This is a genomic window from Pseudomonas sp. NFACC32-1, assembly GCF_900101215.1.
Classification (GTDB): Bacteria; Pseudomonadota; Gammaproteobacteria; order Pseudomonadales; family Pseudomonadaceae; genus Aquipseudomonas.
The window spans coordinates 1-20,770 of sequence record NZ_FMUL01000018.1 but is presented as its reverse complement, the minus strand read 5'-3'; the positions used below and the strand labels follow the sequence as shown (position 1 = coordinate 20,770).

Sequence of the window (20,770 nt, the reverse complement as noted above, 5' to 3'; positions counted from 1 at the left end):
GCTCAATCCCCCGCGACTTTCAGGTCATTGGGCGGCAGGAAACCCGGATGGGCCACGCCGTTGCGCTGGGTCACTTCGGTCACCCGGGTGGCATCGGCGAACTGCTGGTAGGCCACCACCAGCGCCGGCAGGCTCTGCTTGAACGACAGGCTGATCAGCCTGACGCCCGACGAGGCCACCGCCGTCAGGTGTGCCGCCATTTGCTGGCGCAGATGGTTCAACGCCTGGTAGTGATCCGGATCGGCCTTGAGGGACGCCTGCCAGATGGCGTCGTTGAGGGCATCGCGCAGGGCCAGCACATCGTCGGCCACCGGCACGTCCCGGCGCTGGACCGGCTGCACGGCCTGCTGCGCCACCGATGGGGTGGCGCCCAGTTTCACCGCGGGCGCCGCCACAGGCATCGCCGCAATCCATTGCGCCGCCTGTACCAGGAGCGTGTCCTGCACCAGATCGGCCACGGCCTGGGCCGCCGCCATGGTGTCCTTGCCGGTGGTGAGCTTGGGCGCATCCGCCTGGCGAATGGCTTGTACCTGTTGCGACACGCTGGCGATCACGCCGCGATAGCCGTCCCGGGCAAAGTCCTTCAACTCGCGAATATCTCCCAGCAGTCCCTCGAACTCGGCCGCCACTTCCCTGGGCAACTCCTTGACCGCCTTGACCAGATCGCTGAGTTGCCGATAGGTCTCGATCAACGGCTTGAGTTCCTGCTCGATGACGCCGTACACCTCCTTGAGGCTGTTGCGCAGGTCCGCGATGCCGATCCGGGCCGCCTTGATCAACGTCATGGCTTGCTCGAAGCGCCGCACCGCCGAGCCCAGCAGGCTGTCGGCCGACACCAGCAGCAGTTTCTGGCTGTTGATCGCGGCCGAGGGGAACTGCAGCGGCTGGTCGGGGTAGAACTTCAGGGCGAAGGTCACCAGCCCGCCGTCCTGGCGGGTCTGGGTCATGTCACATTCACCGACCTTGACCTGCAGGCGCCCCAGCCACGGATGCACCAGTTCGCCGCTGCCCTGCTCCAGCGCCTTGAGCAGCCTGTCGCGCTGCTCCAGGCAATCGGGACCGACGATGAACGCCGTCAGCTCATGAATTCTTGCCTGCTGACCCAGCCCTTCGAAAAACGGCTGGTCCCGCTGGGGATACTCATGCAGTTGGCCCTTGTGGCCGACCGGGTTTTTCGCCTGGTCGACCCAGAACCCGACGCCACGAAACGACGCCGGCAACAAACGATCACGCCAGCTCATTGGAGCCTCCTGTGGAAAGTGAGCGATAGCCGATGCGCGAACTCACCGCCAGGGCCGGTTGATTGGTCCGGGGCGGATCGGCGCGCAGCCCGGCCGGTGCGTTTTCGAAGCGCACGGTCAGGCCGCCTTCGAGTTGCGTGCGGTTATTGGCGGCGCTTTGTTGCACCAGGGCGCTGGAGGTGTGTGGCAACGTACCCGGCGCCAGCGGGATTTTCGCTGGAATGTTGGTGGACGCTGGCGCCAGGCTGGACGACAGGCCCGGAGACTGCTCGCTGGCCCCGCCAAAAAACGCCGGCGCCAGCTCACCTTTGCCTTCGGCGTTGGTGGCGCGCTGCGCTTCGGTCAATCCCTCGACCTTAGCGGTGAACGAAGTGATCATCTCGCCGAAGCCGCCGTTGAAAAACGCCTTGATCGGCGCAATCACCGCCTGCAACTCGTTCCACCACTGGCTGAACCACTCGCCCACCGGCCCCCACTGCTTGACGAGGCCCTGGATGGGTGACCAGTCGAACAGACCGCTGAAAACCGCCAGCATGATCGACACCTGGTTGCGCACGCCTTCCCAGATCCCGGCGAAGACTTCACCGATCGTGCCCCAGTTGGCCATGATCAGCCCCAACGGCGTCCAGTCGAACAGCCCTTTCAAGGCGTCCATCACCGGCACGGTCAAGGCCTTGAGCAGGTCCCAGATCGCCGCGAACAACCCGGTCAGGGGCGTCCAATTGGCAACGATCAAGCCCAAGGGTGACCAGGCGAACAGCGTCTGCATGAAACCGATGACCGGCGTTGCCGCCGCCACGATCAAATTCCAGAGGGCACCAAAAAAGCTGCTGATCGGCCCCCAGTTGCTGATCACCTGCCCCATCGGGGTAAAGGCGAACATCGTCTTGAAGAACTCGACCATCGGCAGGACGATCGGCGCGAGCCTCTGCCAGAGCCCGGCGAAGAACGCTGAAATCGGCGTCCAGTGGGCGATGATCATCCCTGCCGCCAAGGCGATGCCCATGGCAATCAAGCCGATGGGGTTCATCTTCAAGGCCAGGTTCACCACTTCGAACGCCTGGCTCGCACCGCTGACCGCCATCTGGATCGCGTTGAACGCCACGACGCCATTCGCCAGGCCCTGTACCAGTTGCGGGTTGTCCTGCAGTACTTGGGCCACGCCGCTGACCATAGGCTGCAAACTGAGCGCCACCGCGTTGACCGCAGGCCCCAGGGCCGAGCCGAACTGCACCGACACATTGCTGATGGAAGTCTTCAATCCATCCAGGCTCTGTGCCGCCATGCGGGGCGCTTCAGGGGCCTGGACGGCGCTGGCCGCCGCGCTCGCTGCACCCGCTTCGTCCTTGAAGGCCAGGGCCGACTTGAGCCCGTCCATAAAGGGCTGGGCCAGGCCGCCGCTGGGCAGCAGGCCGGAAATATCCAGGCTGCCCAGGCCCGTGGCGTCGAGGTTCTGCTTGAAACTCGCAACCTTCGCACGAAGGCCGGCGAGCTTGGGTGACAGCTCGTCGATGCCGGTCAGCAGCACCGCTCTTTTCTCTACGTTTTGTGTGTCTGCCATCACTGCACCTGCTGCATCGCATTGATCCGTTGCGCGTGCTCCAGTGATTCGCGGAGCACATCCAGTGGCCTGGCCATCATCTGTTCGGGGTCAACCTTCCAGAACCAGGCCAGGTCATAGGCGGCGGCGATCAGGTCGCCGATGGCTGCGACGCCGCACTCATGAAAAAACTCGCGACGGCCCAGCTCAGGGCATTGAGGTCAGCCAGGTCCAACTGGTTGACCGACGACGGCGGGATGCCGGCGCACACCGCGATGTATTTGGCCGCGACGTCCATGTCCAGGCTCACCTCCTCGCTCTTGTCGATCTTGTACGGCAGCGCCTTGATCGCCCGGACCTCCTGCACCGTCGGACGGCGCAAGGTCAGTTCGTTCAGCGACTCGCCGTGGGCCTCGATGGCCACGCGCAACGTCACGACATCGGTCATTGCCAGGTCCCCTTGATGCCTTCGAATTTCAGTTCGATGGTGGCGTCGTCGCCCTTGGACACCGGCTCCTCCACCAGGTAGGCGCCGGCCAGCACGTAGACCTTGCCGTTGTTGAATTCACAGGTAACGGTCATGTCGGTGCCGGCCACCAGTTGCTTGAGCGGGAAGTCCGCGGTGTGCAGGGCCGTCACCTTGAAGGACGGGGCGATGTCGGTTTCCTTGTAGAAACCCGGTACGACGGTTTCGCGTTTTGTGAACATCAGGGGCGCTTCGCAGCCGCCATTGATGGTCAGTTGAGCGCCGTCCACTTTGACGTAGCAGGTGCCCGCAATCAGTTGACCCATGGTGTTTCTCCTTGCAATAAAAAGCCCACGCGCGGTGGGCTGGATTCAGATGTTCGAACGGAACGGTCAGGCCGCGTCGTCGTACTGCAGGCGGAACTGGTTGAGCAACGCGAACACCCGCAGGCCGTTGATGTAATCCGGCGGGAACAGCACGTTGACCCGGCTCGGGTCCTGGGTGTCGCGCTCGACGATCAGGTGCTCGGCGAACAGCTCGGCATTTTCCACGTGGCCTTCCAGTTCGAGCTTGGCGTATTGCGCGATCAGTTCGCCGCGGATGGTGCTCGGGGTCACGATGGGCTGGCCGGCGCCGAAACGGGTGCCGTCGGAGGCCAGTTTGTGGCGACCGTACTTGCTGGTGATCACGCTTTGCAGGCGGCGCACGATGAACGCCGACTGGTGCATGGTTTCGCTGTCCAGGTAGGAGTTGTCGGCCTGGCCGAAGGCATTCTTCTGATACGTGGTGATGGAACGCTGGATGCGCACGTAGCCACCTTCGTAGTACGCCGTGGCGATGCCGTAGTTGAGCAGCGACTGGCGTTCGGTCAGGGTGAAGCGTTCGCTGGCCGGTGCCGGATCCAGGCCCGGCAGGCTGCCGCTCTGGGTCGGGCGGCTGGCATCCGCCGAGATGAACACCGCGGTGCGGGCGGCCAATGCGGCGGCCTGGACCCAGAACGGTTGTGGTACGCCCGGCTCCAGGGCCTGGATCGTCATGTGCTGGTCGTTGCGCGCCTGACCGGCCGCCACCAGGGCACCCAGGGTGCCGCGCTTGGCACTGTAGACATGACCGAACAATTGCTTGGCCCAGGACCAGCGGCCGGTGCTGTCGTCCATCACCGCTTGCCAGGTGTCGAGGCTGGCCACGTCCGACCAGGGCATGGCGATGAATTCGAATGGCTCGTCGCCCAAGGCTGCAACGGCCGCGGTCTGGTCCGGCATACCGGCGCCGCCGGTCATGGCGGTGACGGCGGTGGTCAGCCCCGCCGGGGTGTCTTCGCCGTTGCTCTTGCCCAGGCGATTGAATTGCAGGCTGATGTCATTGCCGCTGTCGCCGGTCCATTTGGCGCTGAGGGTCACGACGCCTTCGGCGGCCGCAGCGCTCACCGGCAGGTCGGCGGCGGCGTTGATTTTCAAGGCCAACGCCGTGGCGGCCTGGGTGGCAGTGGCGCCGTTGACGATGGCGGCCTGCACGCGCACACCGCCAACGTACAGGTTGAGCACACCGCTTTCAGTCGCGGTGCCGGTGAAAGTCAGCACGCCTTTGGCGACGGCGCCTTCGACGTTGTGCAGCGGCAGGCACCAGATCTCACCGAGCGGGTCGGTCTTGCGCCAGGTTTCGTACATCGAGGCAAGCATCGAGCCTTGCCCGCCGATGTTCTTGGCCAGCGCGACGCTGGACACCAGTACCAGTTTGCCGACATCGGCCGGGGCGACACTGTCGTTGACCTGGGCGACGATCAACCGGCGCATGGCCGATGACGCGCTATTGGCGGCCGAGTTGTCCATTTCGGCGTAGAACAGCGGCACACGAATGTCCGCGGGAATATTGCTGAATCCGATCGCCATCATTTGGCTCCCTGTGGTTTGGCCGCTTTCACGGCTTTGGTAGTGATATCGCCATCGGCCAGACGTCGACGCCACCAGGCGTTGTCCGGCACTTCACGGCCCTCGAGGGGCAACAGATCGCCCGCTTCCGGGTCCGGTACGGCACGGCCCGGGGCCGGCAGCACGGTGATGCGTTTGCTCATGGGGTTACGTCTCCAGAAAAAGTCAGTTCCACGCGCCCGTCGGGGCCGGGACGTTTCAGGTTGGGGTCTGCCGGATCGATGGCATCGACCCGTACGGTGGCCCCGGTGTAGGACGACAAGCCGTCCAGTTCACGCTCGTGCCAGCTTTCGGCAGGCTGGCTCATCAAGTTGCGACCCAGCTGGAACTCGCTGAAAAAGCGCAGCCGGTACACCACACGGCTGCTGTTGAGGGAAACCAGCTCACCGCCGTCGTACTCGATGCCGGTGTAGTCGCCAGCGGGTTTGAACCCCACCAGCGCGCGCCACAGTTCGGCACGCAGGTCGTGCAATTGATCCAGTGCTGTTGTCACGTCGGTGGAATCGAGAGCCAAGGTCACTTCGAAGCGGTCGCGGATCGCTTGCCGGGTGGCGTTCTGCGCCGTGTTTGCGCTGGCCAGATCGTTGATCGGCGCTACGTAGGCGCAGGGAGGCTGCAATGTGCCAAGGTCGATACCGGCGGCCACTCGATTGGCCACGGTTGGGCATTGCTCACGCAGTTGCGTGAGGATCGGAGTGATCTTCATGGAGGAACTCCAGGTGTTGGAAAGTGCTGCGTGATATCGCGAGCAAGCTCGCTCCTACTGGTGGGTTCTGCTGTGTTTGCAGAACGGGGGTCAGGCCTTGGCATCCAGGCAGGTCGCGTTAATCAAGCAGCGATAGCTTTTTTCCCGGTCGCCGCTGGCGGTGACCTTGTCGATCGACCAGCGACCACGCATGAAATCCGGCCAGGAAGGATCCAGCAGCACGATGCCTTCGGCGGACAAGGCCGGATTGCCCGGGCATTCGATCGCCACCTTGAGGGCTTCGCGCAGCATCCGACGCACCTCTCCTTCACCGGCGGCGCGGGCATCGTCTGCGCTCTGGAAGCGCTGGCGCAGGGTCTTGAACGGGGCGATGCCACTCTCCTCGACCCGCAGCTTGCCAGCTGCCGCATCCCACCAACTGGTCTTGCAGCCCTGGTACTTCGCTCGGGCGGTTTCATCCAGTCTGGCCGAAATGAAGGCATGGTCGCCGGGTCGATTGTTCGTCGTCACCGACAGTTGTATCTCGGGCAGGACCTTGCCCGACAACGACTTCGCCTGACCGCGCCGCGCCAGTACATACAACTCGTTGACCGGCTTGGCGACCGCGTCGTAACGGTGGGCCAGGCGCGTCAGGAAACCCATGTCGGTTTCGTTGGACTGGTCGATGTGTTCGATCTTGATCAGCGACAAGTCCGGCGCCACGCGCGCAGAAAAGCCGTGCCTGGAGGTCAGTTGACGAAACAGCGCGCCCAAGGTCGTCGGGCCATGGCTGACGGAGCGGCGCTGTTTGAATCCGGTCTGGTCCGCCGCACTGAACGGCGCGGCCATGGCCACCAATGTCAGGCGCAACGGGAACAGCGTCGGCGTGCGCCGGGTAATGACGAACTCGCCCTTGTCCACCAGCCCCGACTCCAGGTAGCCGACCCGCAGGCCGATTTTCCCGCCCAGGCTGGGCAACCCTTCAAGCCCATCCAGACTGATGGTGAGCGTCAGTTGATCGGATTCGAATCCCGCCGCGTCGACGTGGGTCCAATTGAGCAATCGATCGTTGAGCAGCGCGGCGTTCGCACCATAAATTTCCACCGCAGGCGTGAAACCCAATGACATGCCGCCTCCTTAATCCCAGGCCGAAACCGGTGGGGTTGCCACGGGCTTGAGGTCCACTTCCGGCAAGACCACCCCTACGCCCGCCGGTAATACCGGGCCCCATTCCGCCAGTTCCGGATTGAGCAGCCAGAACGCCGCTTCGACCAGATCGTCACAACGCTCCAGCTCTCGATACAGCAACAGATTCACCGAATCACCGGCGATGCTTCGAACCCTACGCATTGGCGAACTCCGTCAATTCGATCACCCACCCCACCACCATCGCGGTGCCGTCATCGATGATCTCGGTCTGGGTTTCCGTCACCTTGTTGATTTGCCAGAGGCCCCAGTTGCGGCCGATGCCGTCCACCAGCGGCAATGGCACACGCTGCGCCTGCAACGCTCGCAACTCATCGAGGCGATCCATGGCGGTGGCGTACATCGACTTGCCCGTGATCGTCAGCCCTTGCGGGCCTTGGCCGGTCTGGCTGGACTTGGGTTTGCTGGTAAGAATGTCGATGCTTTTCCAGCCACCGTCCGAGGTGCGCAGCAGGCTGTGGTAGGCAAAGTTGCGGGACAGGCCGAAGATGAAACTGCCCAATGCCATTTGTTGACGCATCAGCGACCTCCGTCGGTCAGGGCCGCGTCACTGCGCATGGCCAGTGAGTTGGGCACGGTTGTCAGGGCGAACTGGCCGGCAAGCTGCTGCACGACCAGGTTCGCCAACTGGCTGGCACTGGCCTGGTCCTGGCCGTTGATGTAGATGTTCGCGGTCATGGTGTTTTGTTGGGGGCTAATCATGGTGCTGACCAGGTCTTTGTTGACTTGGTCCGGCGACTTGAGGCGATCAGCCCCGGTGTAGATAGCCTCCCCCAGGGATTCGCCGCCCTTGCTGCCCAAATAGGAACCCAGCGCACCGCCGACCAACGCACCGATCGCGGTGCCGATCACCGGAACGAAACTGCCGAGCATCGCGCCGGTGGCGGCACCGGCATATCCGCCCGCTAGCCCGCCAAGACCGGCTCCGGCCGCCCCCGAAGCCGCCTTGTAATCACCGGCTTGCAGGGCCTTGACGCCGTCATAGCCAGCGCTGGCCAGCACCAGAGGGGCGCCCAGCCTGCCGGTGAAAGTTCTCGCTCGAGCGGCGGAGATCCCCAGCCGGCTGCGCATATCAGGACGGGAAGTCTCGGCTGTTCCTGCGCCCGGTTGCTTCTGCCCGCCGTCCTTGGCTTGAGTTCCGGACGCATCGCTTGCCGCTGGCTGGATCGCCGCATCGGGCTTCAGCAATGCCTCGCGGGTAGAGGCGACACCCGACGTCACTTTGTCCACAATGGCGCCGCGAAACGGTGATGCGAGCGCCGCGCCGAACAAGGCCAACGCCGCAGTGATTTTCGGCAGCGACTCGGCCGCGACACTCAATCCCGTCGCCAGCGCGTCCACGCCAAGCATCGCCAGATCGGTGATGGGCGTGACAGCGCTGCCGATCGCCGTATCGAGACGGGTCACGCTGGCATCCAGTGCATTCCAGCGTGCTTGCGAGGTGTTTCCCCGGGTATCGGCGGTCTGGGCCATCGCCCCCTTGTCACCATCGCCCTTATCGGATGCCACGGTGAGCGCGGTTTTCAAGTCCTCGGGCGACTTCAGCAACTTGCCGATGCCCTCGTCGCCATCGAACAGCGTCTTGAGCAATGAGGCCTGCTGCTCGGCAGGCTTGCTTTGCAGCGTCGCCAGAACATCCTTGATCGCACCCGATGCATCCGTGCGCAGCCTGCTGGCCAGTGCCCCCGGTTCGATGTCCAATCGAGCCCAGGCCGTTCGCTGTTCCGGCGTGACCTTGTCGCCCTTGCCCAACGCGGTTCCCAGGATTTTCAGCGAGGCGCTCGCTTCGTCCTTGCCGACAGAGGCGTTCAACAGCGCGGCCGCGATGGCGGCGATCTGCTCGGGTGTCATGCCCGCTTCGATGCCGGCCTTGCCACCGCGCTGGGCAACCGAACCGATGTCCGCCGCCGAGGTCTGCAAACTGGCACTGGCGCCAAGACGGTTGGCCGCGTTGCCCAATTCGAGACTCTTCCCTCGATCCAGGTTTAATGAAGTGCGCAAGCCAGCCATAAGCGCGCCGGCGTCCTTCAGCTCGATTTTGTAGGCCGACGCCATCACCGCACTGTCGCGGGCGAAATCCGTCAGCACTTGCTGGCGGTCTTCGGGCTTGACGTTCTTGACCAGCCCCGCATTGACCGCCGCCAGCTGGATCTGTGCCAGCTGCACAGCGGTCGCCCCGCTGGATGCGGTTTGCTTTTCGCCGGCGATCTTCTGGTTTTCGTTGGCCATCACCTGCAGTTGTTCCGGCGACAGCCGCAACTTCTGGTTCAGGTCGACCATGGCCGTTTGCATCGCCATGGCAGGCTTGAGGACGTCGGGGGGCGCCAGCTGATCGACCTCGGCCCTGAGTTTCGACTTCGGCTCCGCATTCGCCGCTGGCGCTGCTGCATTCACCTTGAGCAACTGTTGCCCCAAGAGCGTGGTGTTCAGCGTTGCCAGGGTCTCGCGCAGCTTCACTTGCTCCGATACCAGCAGCCGGATGTCGAGGCTGGCGGTGCTCAACGCCAGATTCAGCCCCGACGCATCAGCCACACTGCCGAGTGTCGGCATATCGACGCTCGCCGCAAAGGAGAGCGAATATTTACTGTCTGCCATCGCGCTTTACTCCTGTTTCACGCCAAGGCGAGCGATCGCGATGTCGTAGCGGCGCAAGGCCTTGCCGGCGTCCCACTCCAGGATTTCCGCCTCACTTACCGAGTAAATGAGCGGCACCACATCGAGGATCACTTCGATGTCGCGCTCCGAAAGAAGTCCGCCGGTTTGTTTAAAAAATCGTCGATGCGCACCTGAAGCTGAGTCCAGTCAGGCACGGTCAACAGGTCCAGGTCGGGAATCATCAGCCCGGTGCAATGGGCGGTGATGAACTCGGCGCGCTCCTTGGCCGTCTTCAGTTTTTTCATCACCTTGGTCGCTCGCAGCACGGGCATTTCCAGGGTCAGCGAGATCAGGCTGCGGCCAGCGACGTTGAGCGGTTGCAGCAGTTGCACTTGGTCGGGGTCGGCGGGCGCTGTTTGAGCGTCAGCGACTTGCCCCAAGAAGTACGACGCCGGGCGGGTCGACATCTCGTGCACGTACTGCGCAATGCTCACGTAGTCCGGGCGTTTGAGCTGGTCCAGCTCCTTGACCGAAAGGCCGGTGGCCAGTTTGGCCAGTTCGAAGAATTGATCGTCCTCGTCATCGCCGGCACGGGCCAGGGCCTCTTTTTGCGCGGCATAGAACAAGGGTTTGAGTTGAAGCTGCTCGATCTGCGAACCGTCGTCACCGGTGATCGGCGACAGCAAGACATGAACGGGAGGCGTCCAGGACATGGAATCAGTTCCTTGGTGAATCAGAGGACACCCTGTGGGAGCGAGCTTGCTCGCGATGACGTCGGGCTAGTCAGCATCGATGTTGGCTGACACACCGCTATCGCGAGCAGGCTCGCTGCCACAGGGATTGGGTGCAACTGACGGGCATCCGTTTAAGGCAGCAACACCGCACGGCGAGCATCGCCGAGGATGTCGACGCCGTTGAGCACGAACTTCTGGGTGCGCACGTCGATGTCGATCACCGGAACGCCGTTTTCCAGGCGGTTGTACGTGCGGCAGGACAGCTCCAGATTGGTCCTGGGCTTCTCGTTCATCTTCAGGGCGGTTTCCTCGAGGGATTTCAACTTGCCGCCCACGGTGTGATAGGTGGACCAGGTGTTGCCGTCCTGGTCCTGACCGGCCTCGCGCACGTTCAGCAGAATGTCGTCCCCTACGCTCACACCCAATGCCAGCATGATTTGCGGGCCGACGCCTTGCAGCGACAACTTGGCCGTCAGCGCCTTGCCGCTCTTGGCCATTTCCTCGGCGATGAAGCGACCGCCAGTCATCGACTCCATTTCGAATTCGATCTTCGGCGGGGTGAATTCCTCGACGGTCGCCGACAACGGCAGGCCTTGCAGGGTGGCCGCGATGGCCTGTCTTACGCGGTTGGTAAACATTAGAGAACGTCCTCCAGGAACTGCTCGATGATTTCATCGCGGGCGTTGAGTTGATAAATCATGTGTTCGTTCGGCGCGTAGCGGCCGTAGTCGATGACCACGTACCAGGTGCCGTTCTTGTACTTCTCGACGCTGTTCAGTTCCGGATGCAGGTACACGCTGCCGCCCGGAATGGTTTCATCGGCCACCAGGGTTTGCAGCCAGTCGTTGATGCGCTTGACTTCCTGGTCCATGAAGGACTTGGTCAGGTTCTTGGCCATGGCCTTCTGGCCGGCCTTGACCAGCTTGCGGCTGATGGCATCTTCCAGGCCGACGTAGCTGATGAACTTGCCGGTGATGGAACGGTTGCCCAGCAGCGAGAAGCCGCCGAGGATGGTCCGGGCGTAGTAGCTGACGCCGTAGCGGTTGAGCAGATCGCCCTCGGTGGAGGTGTCGAGGATGTTGTATTCGACGGTGCGCGAAACGTCTTCGGCATAGGTCACCTGGTTACCCGGGCTCTCCCATTGCTTGACCTTGGCGAGGGCGGCGATGGCCAGGCTCGACGGGGCCAGGAAAACGTTTTTCTTCGCAGCCTTGGAGTACACCGCCGGCATGTTGTGCACCACCAGGCAACGGTCGAAACCCAGGTCCGCGCCGCCCAGTTCCTGGCTGTAGGTCACTTGATCGGCGACCGAGGCGTCCTTGCCGTCGAGCACCACACGCGCCTTGATGCGCTTGCCGAACGAAGCGAACTCGCTGGCCACGGCCTTGGTGCCGGTAAAGCCTGGCGCGCCGATGATGGTCAGGTCCTCGGCCACCCCGCTCAACGCCGCCAGGCCCAACTTGCGCCCGGTCTGCGCCTCGATACCGCCGATCACGTTGTTCTGCGTGTCGGCCAGCGTGGCGCCCTCTTCGACGATGACCACATACACCGGCACCTTGACCACTTTGAGGATCTGGTAGACCGCTTGGAACAGCGTGCCCGCCTCCGCACCGGTCGGGTCCAACTGAGCTTGGGTGGTGAAGCTGTTGATACGGAACGGGGTGTTTTTCGGAATCAGCGGGTTGGCGTTCGGCGCGGTGCCGACCAGCCCGATGACGTTGTCACCCAGGCCACCCATGGCCTCGGGAGATTCGGTGGCATTGACGGTAATGCCGTTGTGCTCGAAGTTCAAAACCTCAGCCATGGTTATTCAGCCTTCTTGGTGGCGGCCTTTTTGGCCGGGTTGGTTGTGATGGCTTGCTTGTCAGCAGCCTGGTTACGCGTCTCCAGGACTCTGGTCAGCTCAAGACGACCGGCGCTGCGCAAGGCATTGGCCTCGACATCCAGCAGCTCCAGTTGCTGACCGATACTCGACCAGTGCCCCCCTCCGGTGGGGAATGGCACCAGCACGGTGTATTGCTTACGAATGGGCATTTATGGGTTCCTTCAGACGCAAAAACACAAAAGCCCCGATCACGGGGCTTTCTGCGGGCGAAAAAAAACCGCTGTCGCGGTCGGGTTTACTTAATGAAAGCTGGCATTACGGGCCAGACCAACCTGGACGGGTCGTCGACCTCTTCGGGAATATCCCGCAAGGCCTGGCGGTAAGCCTTGACCTCCGCCCTTTGGGTATCTGTCGCGGGAAAATCCGGCAGTTGAGTAAAGTCCGTATCTCGCAAAAGTTGATTGCGACGGGAGCGAATGGCTGCCAACTCAATTTCAAGCGTCGGTACTGCCAGTGGGATTTCAAGAGGACCGGCGTTGGATATTTCAGACATGTTTGCTCCTTAACTGAAGACGACGGTATCGGCCAAGGACAATTTGGTGCTCAAGTCGCCCTGGTTGAACAATCGGCCATTACCCACGCGCATGGTGTCGATACGCACAGTGGTGTAGTAAATGTTGGGAATCAGAATCCGCATGACAATATTGCCGTTGGTATCGACATAGACAGCAGGCGTCATATTCCCGAAAGTGGAGACGTTCTGCAGGACTCGTGTGGGTTGATAGCAATATCCCACCAAGGTTTCGTCGATTATCTTGGCCGTGCCATAGCTGTAGCCCTTGATGTTGAACCAGAACATTTCCGAGTTGACGTTGATGTTCAGCGGCACTCTGAAGTGCATGTAAACATTCGCGCTGGCCCCCAGGTTTGTCGATACGAAATCACCTTGTGCCGTTGCACCGTAGACGCCACCAGTCCCATAGACATGCCCTTGCAGCAGATTGCGACGAATCGTGCCCAGCGCCGTCGGATCCCCTTCGACATCCTTCAGGCTACGCCATTCATTGAACTGGGCTACAGCCGTAGCCATGGTCGTGTTGATGCTGCCGATCTTCCCGTTGACCACGGTGGTCAAGTTATTAGCCGCTGTCACCAGCGACGCGATAGTGGTTTCCAGACTCACGTTTCAAATTCCTTGTGCTATTGATTATTGGGCTTCAAGCGACATCACCCTGAACATCAAGCCGACATGCCGCGCCATGTTGTCGATATTGGCCGTGGCCAGCGCGGCGATTTCCTCGCTGATCAGGATGTTCAGGTTTTCGGCTCCGACTACCACCGTGACGCTTTGCGCCGGCAATGGAGAAATATCCAGCGTGAATTTTTGCAGCACACGAGCCGCTGCGGCTTTGTAAGTCAGCAACTTTCCAGCCACCGAATACACGGCCAGCAGCGTGCCGGTGGAGAGGTAAAACCCGAACTCGCCGATTTCGTACTCGTCCGGGCCATCGAACAACGCGGCCATCCTCAGTTGCCCTGGGTCGAGATCTTCGTAATCCACGATTGCGACACGCTGTCGCTCATCGCGAAGCGCGGTCTCCGTCCCTGTGGGATCGTAGCGAGCGGTACCGGCACCGATGTGGGTGATCTCACCTTTCAAGCCTTGCTTCTTTGCCTGCAACACTTCTTCCAGACCGGCGGAAGTGAAGCGAACCAAGCGCGTAATATCTTCTGTCATGACTGCGCCCTGAGGTCGTAATCGTTAATGGTGTAGGGTTGGGAAACCCCGATGCTGGTAAGCCTCGCGCCGAGACCGAGTGACGGCAGCGCGCCGCATAGAAACAGCTCGCCATCACTCATCGGCTCATGCACGATCAAGGCAGTTGCCAGGCCGCCATTGGTTTGATGCACGACGGTGATGGTGGCCTGGTCGCGCTCGCTCCTGGCCGTATTGATCCGCCGAATCAGGCGGCTATGGTCGCCGCTGGACCAGTCCTTGCCGATGATCGCCTGCACATCGAAGGTATAGGGACGGGCACGGGGACGCTGTTCGTACCAGGCGGTGACATGAGGCGTGAACCCCAGCGATTCGACGGCATGACTCAACGCCAGGCGAGTGCCGGCCTGACGCTGGATCTGCCAGGACAATGAAACCGTCAGGCGCTTCTCCGGGTCCGCTGCTTGCGCCTCCCACTCGCCGACCCCACGATCCGCCGCAAGGTAGGGCAAGAAAGCCGAAGGCGTGGCCTCCGGGTTCATCAACTCGGGAAACGGCGGAGCGATGCGTTCAAGCAACCGGGAAAAACCGATATCCAGCGCCCTTTCCAGCGCCGAGCTGTTGACTGGCAGCAGGCTTGCGGTTGGAGTGTCGTCACTCATAGTGTTTGCACCTCGACCTCGACGCCCGTGCAATACGGTGCCTGGAAAGCCGTGGTCACGATCGGCTCCAGCGGTTCGAGAATCTCGAGCTGGACCGCGCCGGCGCTGTGCAGCGTGTAGTCGATCCAGCTCGGGTCCACCCGACCTTCCAGTCGATGACACGCCTCGGCGTAGTCCCGCAATTGCCGTTCTGCGGCAACCTGGGTCAAGCCTGAATCCGGGCCGGCATTGATCTTCGCCACGACGCGGATCTTGTAAGGCTTGATCTGCGCGGCCTGCACGATGACCAGATCGGTTTCCGGTCGTACGTCAGGCCGGGCGAAGTGCCGGCGAACACCGTCCAGCAGCGCTTCGGACGGCGTGCCATCACCCTCCCGGGACAACACCGTCACGGTGACTTCACCCGGGGCTGTCCGGCGTCCGTTGCCGTCCTTGACCTGCGCGGCGAGACCGTCCGGATCGAATGTGTAGGTCACGTTCACGACACCGCCAGCCGCACTGTCCACCTTCACCACTGGCCGTTCACCCAAGGTAAAAATCTCCCGCCGATACTGCATGCGCGAGCCGGCCGCTGGCGCATGGGGCGCCAGGTAGTAGCGCAACCGCGCATCGTCATCGCTCTCGTAGACCGGGGGGATGGGCGGGAACGCTGCCGGGTCGCCTGGGTCAAGCAACTGACGCTCAAGGCCCATGTCCGCGAGACGAGCGTCGAGGTTGGTGCCCGTGGCCCACCACGCCAACATCTGCTTGATGCGGGCGTTGTACTTGCGTTCGTGGGTTTGCAGCCGTACGCAGAACGCCTCAAGCGCCAGGGTCAGCAGTTCGCTTTCGTTTTCAAGACTGTCCACCAGCTTCGCCGCGCTGGTGGGAGAGCGTGCGGCAACGTACTCCACCACGAAGGTCTTGAATTCTGCTAGCAGATCCTCGAACGCTTCGACGGTCACGATGGCAGGTTCGGCCAACTGATTCTGGCCGGGGATCAACATGCTCATGTCACCACCTCGAAAGTCTGTTTGCGGTTTTTCCAGATGCCGGCGAAGCGCAGCAGCAGCCCGGCACCATGCCGGCTGGCCACGATGACTTGCGGTTCGAAGTCACCGATGCCGTTGTGCGGGTTGTAGAACGCCTGGGCCGCGTGGCTCTGGGCCAGGATCAGCAGATCGTCGCCGAGGTTCTGTCCCAGCAGTTGCGTCAGTGCGCAGCCGTACAAGGGGCGTTTCTGACGCGTGCCCAGAGGCGTGGTCAACGCCCGGGTGGCGCGCTGCACGAACTGCAGCCAGTCGTCCACCGTCACGCCGGTGTTTCTATCGATTCCGATCATGGGAAGCTCTTTATGCGGTACTGATGACGCGTCCCTGGTGATCCACCAACGGGCCGCTCAGGTGCACACCGGAGGCGTCGAGCCGAATGCCGACGGCGCCCAGTTGCAGTTCTATCGTCTCTGGGCTCATCGCCAGCCGCGCCGGACCGATGCTCAGTTCCAGGGATTCACGGGAACCGGCGAATGCGGTGGGGCCGTTGTTCCAGTGCAGGACATGGCTGGTATGGTCGTAGCCGCTCTCCGTGCCGTCCTGATAGAGCCGACGCGTCAGCGAGGCCTGTGTCGAGACGGGCGGAAACTGACCGCCATTGAGACCGAACAACGCCACCGACTGACCGCCGCCATCGCCACCACCGTGGTTCAATAGCAGGCACTGCTCGCCAATCGAGGGGATCCGCGATTCGCTCTGGGCACCGGCACTCGGGTTGAAGAACCGGATCGCCGGGGTCAACAGATCCCCATGGCTGACCCGACACGTGTTGCTGGCCGCATCCACTTCCTGACAGACACCGATGCGGCAGAAGCTGTCGGCGCGTCGATGCAGGTCTTCCAGCTCGGCTTCCACCTCGGCCAGGCGCTCGATGATCGGCCCCAGGTGCAGGCGTACAAGTCCATCGAACATGGTTCAGGCCTCAAGTGAGGTGTATTGATCCGGGTCGTCGATGTTCGACACTTCCCAGGTACGGGCAAATTTCGGGATACCCGAGGGGTCGTCCAGCAGCGTCGGACCCAGGTACAGGGTTTGAGTGAATGAAAGGGTCCAGGCGGTATAGGACCGGGTCCCGCCGCTAAAGACGGACGCGATACCCTCGACATCCGCTGGCCGACTGCATTGCTCGGCCGACAGACCCCAGCGGTTGTCGACGATCAGGCGTTTCAACTCACTGGCCAGATCGCAGGCCGCCAACCCCGCGCCCGGCGACACGACTTGCATGGACAGCGTCAGGACATGGGCAATGCGTGCGTCGTTGGCACGGTTGCCTGACGCATCGCGCTCGATGGCGATCAAGACCCAAGGCTGATCGCCGGTGTCGTCGAAGTCCTGGAGGCTCCCGACCTTCAGGCCGGGAAACGTGGTACGCAGCGTCTCGGCAATGGCGGAAAACAACTGCGATGGTTTTTCAATGAGAACGGGCATTGGATGGCCTCTTTGCTGTGGGCTGGGGCACCGGGCTCACTGTTGGTCGGAACGGGAATCCGGCGGTGGCATTTCGCAGATACCAATCCGCTTGGCGACCCAGCGCTCGTACAGCCCGATGGCCACGTCGGCGCCAGCCATGGCGGTCAGGCAACCCAGGGCGCAAGCACTCCAGATCGACATGCCGAGGGCATACAGCAGCATGATTGCCGAGACACCGCAGATCACGCAGGCACCGGAGCGCAAGGCCAGGCGCCGTAACAGGGACCAACCGCGCGCCCCTTCCTTGTCGGCACGCCACATCTCGCCGGACACCCCGCCCACCAGGGCGAGCACGATGACCAGCCAGATCGGCATGTCCAGCAACGCTTGTTGCTCGTTTGTCATGTCTCGTTTCCTGGGGTGATTAAGATTGGGCGGGTAAGTTGTTTGAAGTTGAAAGAGATTGGGTCGTTGCAACCCATTGAGTCACTGGAAGCAGCGTTCAAACGTTGGCCAGGTCACTGAAGATTGAAATCACTTTGGCGCAGCGCAGGTCGCGCCTTTGTAAGTCATGGTGTAGGTGTAGTGCCTGTCCCAGGGCAGTGGCAGCGCACTGGGTGCGGCCCATTCCGCGTAGTTACCCGACATCGAACCAGCGACAGCTAACTTACCCATGGCAATGGTCGCGAGATTGTTAGCGCTCCCTGCACCCGGCATTGGCACACTCCCGTTCCATTGGAGATCGTCCCCGTTCTGGAACCATGCGCCCTTCCAGCCGGCCTGGGAACTCGAGTACCAGGTATTGTCTGTTTTGAAACAGATCGTCTGGTTGGCATAAAAACCACCGCCCGGAACATGGTAGGAAGCGAATTGCCAGGAACCGACAGGCGAGGTGTCGGCCATGGCTTGGATGGCCTGGGTAGCCAGAACGGCTGCGAGCAATACGCTGAGCAGTTTGTTCATTATTGATTTCCTTTGGATAGATCAAGCTTGACGGGATCGTGCGTAAGGCCGACGACGTTACAGTCGCTCGACAATGACGTTATCGATAAAGGCGAAGTGAGCATTCGGATCCTGCTCATTCCAGAAGCTCAACGTGGTTTGATCGCTCACGGCGGTAAAATCGTAGGTTCTGGTTTCCCATACGGTCGCATTACTGGTGGCGACAGGGGTGTCGAAACGGGTGGTCTGGCCTGCCACCTTGACATTGATGATGCCGATTCCCGTACGGTTCACGTACTTGGAATTGCCGGCACTGAACGTCAGGCGATAATGTGCGCCTACAACCGTGTTGATGTTCTGCTGGATGCCCCCACCGTTTTGATAGGTGTAGTTGGCGAGGTCGACGCTCATTACACCTTCGGCGGCGACCGAACTGCCAATGGCAGCTCTGACATTGATGTACTCAACGCCTGACAGAAACGTAGTCCATCCGGTCACGAAGTCGGCTTGGGACGGGGTATTCAGTACGCAGTCATTGCCACAACCGGGGGATTCAAAGCTGCCGTTCACAACCATATTGGCTGCGAAGGCAGCACCGCTAGCCGCCAACAGCGCCATGGACAGAACCAACGAGCCGATAAGACGTTTGATTTTTTTCATGCTTTCACCTCAAGAGTCGATGTTTTGCGCGGGGCAATCCGCATTCATGTCGCTCGACGGCGATAACTCGAGGCTCAGGGCCTTCACATGATTCAACGTCCCACACCGGGTACATTTGATCTGGAGTTCGGTGTTCTCGCCCACGCGGGCCAGAAGCCTTTTGCAGTGACCACATCTGAAATCCTTCAGCATCGGAAGCCCTCCATTGGCGGTGGTGATGTGTTTGAACGCACCTTACGGTGCAGGCATTCCAAAAAGCCCGGTTGCCCCAGGCTTTTCAGTAATGCGCTTGATCTTTCGGCGCGACTGGCGCGGTACGGATCCATTCAAATTGTTCCTCCGGCCGCGGTCCCTGCCCGCCGGATAACTGCTTCTGGTGCTTTACGCTGCACACCTGGGCCAGTTGCCAACCCTCTGAACCGTTGAGGCCGGTTCATCGCTGCCTGTGGGTGAAACTAAAGAGCGGTTGTTGCCAGCCACTTTGTCGAGCGGCTTGGACACAGAATATGCATGTATGCATATCCAGTCAATGCGAAAATGCATTTATTTATGCACGAAGAATGCGTAAATGCATGGACCCCTTGCAGATACGGGGTTGCGGGCTTTCGAGAGGCGAAAAAAAACCCGCACGACGGCGGGTTTTATCTGACAGCGAAGAGGTTAGCGGGCGTACATGCCCCACCAGAAGACGTGACCGAGGATGACGATTTGCTCATCCTGCATTTCCTGGAAGGTGTAGTCCTCGTCTGGGTGTTCTTCGCGATTGAAACTGCGCAGGCGGATACCGGTAGGCAAGCGGTAGAGCTGTTTCACCCGCAGCTGGCCGTTGTGATTGATGGCGTAGAGGTCGCCGTCGACAATGTCGCCGATCCCGCATTTGCCTGCGTTCACCCCGACCGTGGCCCCATCGCGCAGTACTGGCAGCATGCTGTTGCCGCGCACCGTCACGCATTTGGCCTGGTCGAACTGCACGCCGTTATGGCGCAGGCTGCGCTTGCCAAAGCGCAGGCTGGAGCGCTCGCTCTCCTCGATGACGAATCTTCCTGATCCAGCAGCCAATTCAACCTCACGCAGAAAGGGAACCGAGACCTCGTCTTCTTCGACAGGGGTATCGTCGTCCCACAGGCTTATGTCCTTGAGTTCGGAATGCGGCTCGTCGCGGCGCCCGCTGCCAACGGGCGAAAGATCGGCGCGCCCGCGCAACTGGTCGGTGCTCACGGCAAAATACTCGGCGATCTTCGAGATATGCTTATCCGAAGGATCGACGATCTTGCCGCTGAGGATCCGCGAGAGGGTGGACTGAGGCACGCCGGTACGCCGGTGAAGCTCCGTGGGGGAGATCCCGTGCTGATCGAGCAATGCTCTTAATACGGTAGAAACGTTGCGTTTTTGCATAACGCGCATGATGCTTGTTCTTTTTGCGGAATACAAATGCTGAACTGCATATATCTGCACATTTCCATGTGGATCCATTGCTCAAGCATATCGACAACTCGGGACGACTTTATAAAGCTGGTGGCGATAAAATTGACTACCCTATCCCTGCCGACCTAGAGGCCACGCTCGGGCCACCATCCGGAGCGCACCTATGATCTCGATCAAGCTAGGTTTGACTAAAGGGGCCAAAAGCACCTTTGCCGATTTTATTCGCAATGCAAAATCGGACCAAAAGAAGCGTGTTTACAGCGAGGTTTTGATTGAAGCTACCAAGCAGCAGAATCAGTTGATGATGCAAGCCGAGGCGAAACGAACCTAATATCCAGATTTCAAGAGAAGCCCGACCAAGCGTCGGGTTTAATGAGATGGTCAGCCTGACCGAGAAGCCCTGCAGGTTTACGCTTGCAGGGCTTTTCTCGTTTTCGGCGGAGGATCTCTCATGAACACGATGACGCTTCTCGGCATCGACATTGGTAAACACAGTTTCCATCTGCACGGCCAGGACGCCAAAGGTCATCAGGTTTTGCGCAAGAAAACCAGCCGCAGCCAATTGCTCGGCACATTGGCCCAACTGCCGGCCTGCACGGTGGTGATGGAGTCGTGTGGCGGTGCCCACTGGCTGGCTCGACAGGTTGAGGCATTGGGCCACGAGGTAAAACTGATTGCCCCGCAATACGTTAAGCCGTTCGTC

At 61.2% G+C, this 20,770-nt stretch carries 29 protein-coding genes and 1 pseudogene; 2 read left to right on the top strand and 28 right to left on the bottom strand.

The window, feature by feature from the left end; all coding sequences use genetic code 11:
• Nucleotides 1–2 precede the first annotated feature (2 nt).
• From BLP99_RS22535 to BLP99_RS22400, 28 genes are all read right to left on the bottom strand, one after another.
• Nucleotides 3–1,241, bottom strand: a complete 1,239-nt coding sequence (locus tag BLP99_RS22535; RefSeq protein WP_072459430.1) for a DNA circularization protein — start codon at nt 1,239–1,241, stop codon at nt 3–5.
• Nucleotides 1,228–2,802 (bottom strand): phage tail tape measure protein, encoded by a 1,575-nt coding sequence (locus BLP99_RS22530; RefSeq protein WP_076405338.1) that lies wholly within the window; start codon nt 2,800–2,802, stop codon nt 1,228–1,230. The genes BLP99_RS22535 and BLP99_RS22530 overlap by 14 nt, the downstream gene beginning before the upstream one ends.
• A 130-nt stretch (nt 2,803–2,932) precedes the next feature.
• A complete protein-coding gene (locus tag BLP99_RS22525; protein WP_072432271.1) occupies nt 2,933–3,229 on the bottom strand; it encodes a phage tail assembly protein in 297 nt (98 codons plus the stop codon).
• The gene (locus BLP99_RS22520) at nt 3,226–3,573 is read right to left on the bottom strand and encodes a phage tail tube protein (protein ID WP_003198314.1); all 348 of its coding nucleotides are present in this window, start codon (nt 3,571–3,573) and stop codon (nt 3,226–3,228) included. Before BLP99_RS22520 ends, BLP99_RS22525 begins: the two co-directional genes overlap by 4 nt.
• Nucleotides 3,574–3,639: 66 nt before the next feature.
• Entirely contained in the window at nt 3,640–5,136 is a 1,497-nt protein-coding gene (locus BLP99_RS22515) for a phage tail sheath subtilisin-like domain-containing protein (RefSeq protein WP_072459432.1), read from the bottom strand.
• Complete coding sequence (locus BLP99_RS22510) at nt 5,136–5,318, bottom strand: DUF2635 domain-containing protein (RefSeq protein ID WP_003198311.1); 183 nt, start codon at nt 5,316–5,318, stop codon at nt 5,136–5,138. Before BLP99_RS22510 ends, BLP99_RS22515 begins: the two co-directional genes overlap by 1 nt.
• Complete coding sequence (locus tag BLP99_RS22505; protein ID WP_076405342.1) at nt 5,315–5,881, bottom strand: phage tail terminator protein; 567 nt, start codon at nt 5,879–5,881, stop codon at nt 5,315–5,317. The genes BLP99_RS22510 and BLP99_RS22505 overlap by 4 nt, the downstream gene beginning before the upstream one ends.
• A gap of 90 nt (nt 5,882–5,971) precedes the next feature.
• Nucleotides 5,972–6,988: a contractile injection system protein, VgrG/Pvc8 family gene (locus BLP99_RS22500; RefSeq protein ID WP_072387857.1), complete on the bottom strand. Its 1,017-nt coding sequence runs from the start codon at nt 6,986–6,988 to the stop codon at nt 5,972–5,974.
• 9 nt (nt 6,989–6,997) lie between these two features.
• Entirely contained in the window at nt 6,998–7,210 is a 213-nt protein-coding gene (locus BLP99_RS22495; RefSeq protein WP_072387859.1) for a tail protein X, read from the bottom strand.
• Nucleotides 7,203–7,586, bottom strand: a complete 384-nt coding sequence (locus tag BLP99_RS22490; RefSeq protein ID WP_072387861.1) for a phage tail protein — start codon at nt 7,584–7,586, stop codon at nt 7,203–7,205. The genes BLP99_RS22495 and BLP99_RS22490 overlap by 8 nt, the downstream gene beginning before the upstream one ends.
• Complete coding sequence (locus BLP99_RS22485; RefSeq protein ID WP_076405344.1) at nt 7,586–9,661, bottom strand: phage tail tape measure protein; 2,076 nt, start codon at nt 9,659–9,661, stop codon at nt 7,586–7,588. The genes BLP99_RS22490 and BLP99_RS22485 overlap by 1 nt, the downstream gene beginning before the upstream one ends.
• Nucleotides 9,662–9,789: 128 nt before the next feature.
• Nucleotides 9,790–10,374, bottom strand: a complete 585-nt coding sequence (locus BLP99_RS22480) for a phage tail assembly protein (protein ID WP_072432265.1) — start codon at nt 10,372–10,374, stop codon at nt 9,790–9,792.
• 152 nt (nt 10,375–10,526) lie between these two features.
• Nucleotides 10,527–11,033, bottom strand: a complete 507-nt coding sequence (locus tag BLP99_RS22475) for a phage major tail tube protein (protein ID WP_076405346.1) — start codon at nt 11,031–11,033, stop codon at nt 10,527–10,529.
• Nucleotides 11,033–12,199 (bottom strand): phage tail sheath protein, encoded by a 1,167-nt coding sequence (locus tag BLP99_RS22470; protein ID WP_072387869.1) that lies wholly within the window; start codon nt 12,197–12,199, stop codon nt 11,033–11,035. Before BLP99_RS22470 ends, BLP99_RS22475 begins: the two co-directional genes overlap by 1 nt.
• A gap of 2 nt (nt 12,200–12,201) precedes the next feature.
• Nucleotides 12,202–12,429 carry a hypothetical protein gene (locus BLP99_RS22465; protein ID WP_072459437.1) on the bottom strand — a complete coding sequence of 76 codons (228 nt, stop codon included), beginning with the start codon at nt 12,427–12,429 and terminating at the stop codon, nt 12,202–12,204.
• An 86-nt stretch (nt 12,430–12,515) separates the two neighbouring features.
• Complete coding sequence (locus BLP99_RS22460; RefSeq protein ID WP_072459438.1) at nt 12,516–12,773, bottom strand: tail fiber assembly protein; 258 nt, start codon at nt 12,771–12,773, stop codon at nt 12,516–12,518.
• 9 nt (nt 12,774–12,782) lie between these two features.
• A complete protein-coding gene (locus tag BLP99_RS22455) occupies nt 12,783–13,403 on the bottom strand; it encodes a hypothetical protein (protein WP_072459439.1) in 621 nt (206 codons plus the stop codon).
• A 24-nt stretch (nt 13,404–13,427) separates the two neighbouring features.
• Entirely contained in the window at nt 13,428–13,958 is a 531-nt protein-coding gene (locus tag BLP99_RS22450) for a phage tail protein (RefSeq protein WP_072459440.1), read from the bottom strand.
• The gene (locus BLP99_RS22445) at nt 13,955–14,599 is read right to left on the bottom strand and encodes a phage tail protein I (protein ID WP_092181801.1); all 645 of its coding nucleotides are present in this window, start codon (nt 14,597–14,599) and stop codon (nt 13,955–13,957) included. The genes BLP99_RS22450 and BLP99_RS22445 overlap by 4 nt, the downstream gene beginning before the upstream one ends.
• Nucleotides 14,596–15,591: a baseplate J/gp47 family protein gene (locus tag BLP99_RS22440; protein WP_072459442.1), complete on the bottom strand. Its 996-nt coding sequence runs from the start codon at nt 15,589–15,591 to the stop codon at nt 14,596–14,598. The genes BLP99_RS22445 and BLP99_RS22440 overlap by 4 nt, the downstream gene beginning before the upstream one ends.
• Nucleotides 15,588–15,920 (bottom strand): phage baseplate protein, encoded by a 333-nt coding sequence (locus BLP99_RS22435; RefSeq protein ID WP_072432261.1) that lies wholly within the window; start codon nt 15,918–15,920, stop codon nt 15,588–15,590. The genes BLP99_RS22440 and BLP99_RS22435 overlap by 4 nt, the downstream gene beginning before the upstream one ends.
• A gap of 10 nt (nt 15,921–15,930) precedes the next feature.
• Complete coding sequence (locus BLP99_RS22430) at nt 15,931–16,542, bottom strand: phage baseplate assembly protein V (RefSeq protein WP_072387883.1); 612 nt, start codon at nt 16,540–16,542, stop codon at nt 15,931–15,933.
• 3 nt (nt 16,543–16,545) lie between these two features.
• Nucleotides 16,546–17,058 carry a hypothetical protein gene (locus BLP99_RS22425; protein WP_072387885.1) on the bottom strand — a complete coding sequence of 171 codons (513 nt, stop codon included), beginning with the start codon at nt 17,056–17,058 and terminating at the stop codon, nt 16,546–16,548.
• Between the two features lie 36 nt (nt 17,059–17,094).
• Entirely contained in the window at nt 17,095–17,445 is a 351-nt protein-coding gene (locus tag BLP99_RS22420) for a phage holin family protein (protein ID WP_072387887.1), read from the bottom strand.
• 129 nt (nt 17,446–17,574) lie between these two features.
• Nucleotides 17,575–18,003 carry a hypothetical protein gene (locus tag BLP99_RS22415; RefSeq protein ID WP_072459445.1) on the bottom strand — a complete coding sequence of 143 codons (429 nt, stop codon included), beginning with the start codon at nt 18,001–18,003 and terminating at the stop codon, nt 17,575–17,577.
• 57 nt (nt 18,004–18,060) lie between these two features.
• On the bottom strand, nt 18,061–18,642 hold the full coding sequence (locus tag BLP99_RS22410) for a DUF642 domain-containing protein (protein ID WP_072459446.1): 582 nt from the start codon (nt 18,640–18,642) through the stop codon (nt 18,061–18,063).
• Between the two features lie 9 nt (nt 18,643–18,651).
• A complete protein-coding gene (locus tag BLP99_RS22405; protein ID WP_072459447.1) occupies nt 18,652–18,834 on the bottom strand; it encodes a Com family DNA-binding transcriptional regulator in 183 nt (60 codons plus the stop codon).
• Between the two features lie 468 nt (nt 18,835–19,302).
• The gene (locus BLP99_RS22400) at nt 19,303–20,037 is read right to left on the bottom strand and encodes a LexA family transcriptional regulator (protein ID WP_072388731.1); all 735 of its coding nucleotides are present in this window, start codon (nt 20,035–20,037) and stop codon (nt 19,303–19,305) included.
• A 193-nt stretch (nt 20,038–20,230) separates the two neighbouring features.
• Between BLP99_RS22400 and BLP99_RS26665 the strand changes: the two genes are divergently transcribed.
• The gene (locus BLP99_RS26665) at nt 20,231–20,398 is read left to right on the top strand and encodes a hypothetical protein (protein ID WP_168199556.1); all 168 of its coding nucleotides are present in this window, start codon (nt 20,231–20,233) and stop codon (nt 20,396–20,398) included.
• Between the two features lie 120 nt (nt 20,399–20,518).
• Nucleotides 20,519–20,770, top strand: a pseudogene (locus BLP99_RS26660) (IS110 family transposase); the annotation flags it as partial.

Coding starts and splice junctions, on each gene's coding strand:
- BLP99_RS22535 (WP_072459430.1), bottom strand. CDS start 1,241: ATGAGCTGGCGTGATCGTTTGTTGCCGGCGTCGTTTCGTGGCGTCGGG.
- BLP99_RS22530 (WP_076405338.1), bottom strand. CDS start 2,802: ATGGCAGACACACAAAACGTAGAGAAAAGAGCGGTGCTGCTGACCGGC.
- BLP99_RS22525 (WP_072432271.1), bottom strand. CDS start 3,229: ATGACCGATGTCGTGACGTTGCGCGTGGCCATCGAGGCCCACGGCGAG.
- BLP99_RS22520 (WP_003198314.1), bottom strand. CDS start 3,573: ATGGGTCAACTGATTGCGGGCACCTGCTACGTCAAAGTGGACGGCGCT.
- BLP99_RS22515 (WP_072459432.1), bottom strand. CDS start 5,136: ATGGCGATCGGATTCAGCAATATTCCCGCGGACATTCGTGTGCCGCTG.
- BLP99_RS22510 (WP_003198311.1), bottom strand. CDS start 5,318: ATGAGCAAACGCATCACCGTGCTGCCGGCCCCGGGCCGTGCCGTACCG.
- BLP99_RS22505 (WP_076405342.1), bottom strand. CDS start 5,881: ATGAAGATCACTCCGATCCTCACGCAACTGCGTGAGCAATGCCCAACC.
- BLP99_RS22500 (WP_072387857.1), bottom strand. CDS start 6,988: ATGTCATTGGGTTTCACGCCTGCGGTGGAAATTTATGGTGCGAACGCC.
- BLP99_RS22495 (WP_072387859.1), bottom strand. CDS start 7,210: ATGCGTAGGGTTCGAAGCATCGCCGGTGATTCGGTGAATCTGTTGCTG.
- BLP99_RS22490 (WP_072387861.1), bottom strand. CDS start 7,586: ATGCGTCAACAAATGGCATTGGGCAGTTTCATCTTCGGCCTGTCCCGC.
- BLP99_RS22485 (WP_076405344.1), bottom strand. CDS start 9,661: ATGGCAGACAGTAAATATTCGCTCTCCTTTGCGGCGAGCGTCGATATG.
- BLP99_RS22480 (WP_072432265.1), bottom strand. CDS start 10,374: ATGTCCTGGACGCCTCCCGTTCATGTCTTGCTGTCGCCGATCACCGGT.
- BLP99_RS22475 (WP_076405346.1), bottom strand. CDS start 11,033: ATGTTTACCAACCGCGTAAGACAGGCCATCGCGGCCACCCTGCAAGGC.
- BLP99_RS22470 (WP_072387869.1), bottom strand. CDS start 12,199: ATGGCTGAGGTTTTGAACTTCGAGCACAACGGCATTACCGTCAATGCC.
- BLP99_RS22465 (WP_072459437.1), bottom strand. CDS start 12,429: ATGCCCATTCGTAAGCAATACACCGTGCTGGTGCCATTCCCCACCGGA.
- BLP99_RS22460 (WP_072459438.1), bottom strand. CDS start 12,773: ATGTCTGAAATATCCAACGCCGGTCCTCTTGAAATCCCACTGGCAGTA.
- BLP99_RS22450 (WP_072459440.1), bottom strand. CDS start 13,958: ATGACAGAAGATATTACGCGCTTGGTTCGCTTCACTTCCGCCGGTCTG.
- BLP99_RS22445 (WP_092181801.1), bottom strand. CDS start 14,599: ATGAGTGACGACACTCCAACCGCAAGCCTGCTGCCAGTCAACAGCTCG.
- BLP99_RS22440 (WP_072459442.1), bottom strand. CDS start 15,591: ATGAGCATGTTGATCCCCGGCCAGAATCAGTTGGCCGAACCTGCCATC.
- BLP99_RS22435 (WP_072432261.1), bottom strand. CDS start 15,920: ATGATCGGAATCGATAGAAACACCGGCGTGACGGTGGACGACTGGCTG.
- BLP99_RS22430 (WP_072387883.1), bottom strand. CDS start 16,542: ATGTTCGATGGACTTGTACGCCTGCACCTGGGGCCGATCATCGAGCGC.
- BLP99_RS22425 (WP_072387885.1), bottom strand. CDS start 17,058: ATGCCCGTTCTCATTGAAAAACCATCGCAGTTGTTTTCCGCCATTGCC.
- BLP99_RS22420 (WP_072387887.1), bottom strand. CDS start 17,445: ATGACAAACGAGCAACAAGCGTTGCTGGACATGCCGATCTGGCTGGTC.
- BLP99_RS22415 (WP_072459445.1), bottom strand. CDS start 18,003: ATGAACAAACTGCTCAGCGTATTGCTCGCAGCCGTTCTGGCTACCCAG.
- BLP99_RS22410 (WP_072459446.1), bottom strand. CDS start 18,642: ATGAAAAAAATCAAACGTCTTATCGGCTCGTTGGTTCTGTCCATGGCG.
- BLP99_RS22405 (WP_072459447.1), bottom strand. CDS start 18,834: ATGCTGAAGGATTTCAGATGTGGTCACTGCAAAAGGCTTCTGGCCCGC.
- BLP99_RS22400 (WP_072388731.1), bottom strand. CDS start 20,037: ATGCAAAAACGCAACGTTTCTACCGTATTAAGAGCATTGCTCGATCAG.
- BLP99_RS26665 (WP_168199556.1), top strand. CDS start 20,231: ATGATCTCGATCAAGCTAGGTTTGACTAAAGGGGCCAAAAGCACCTTT.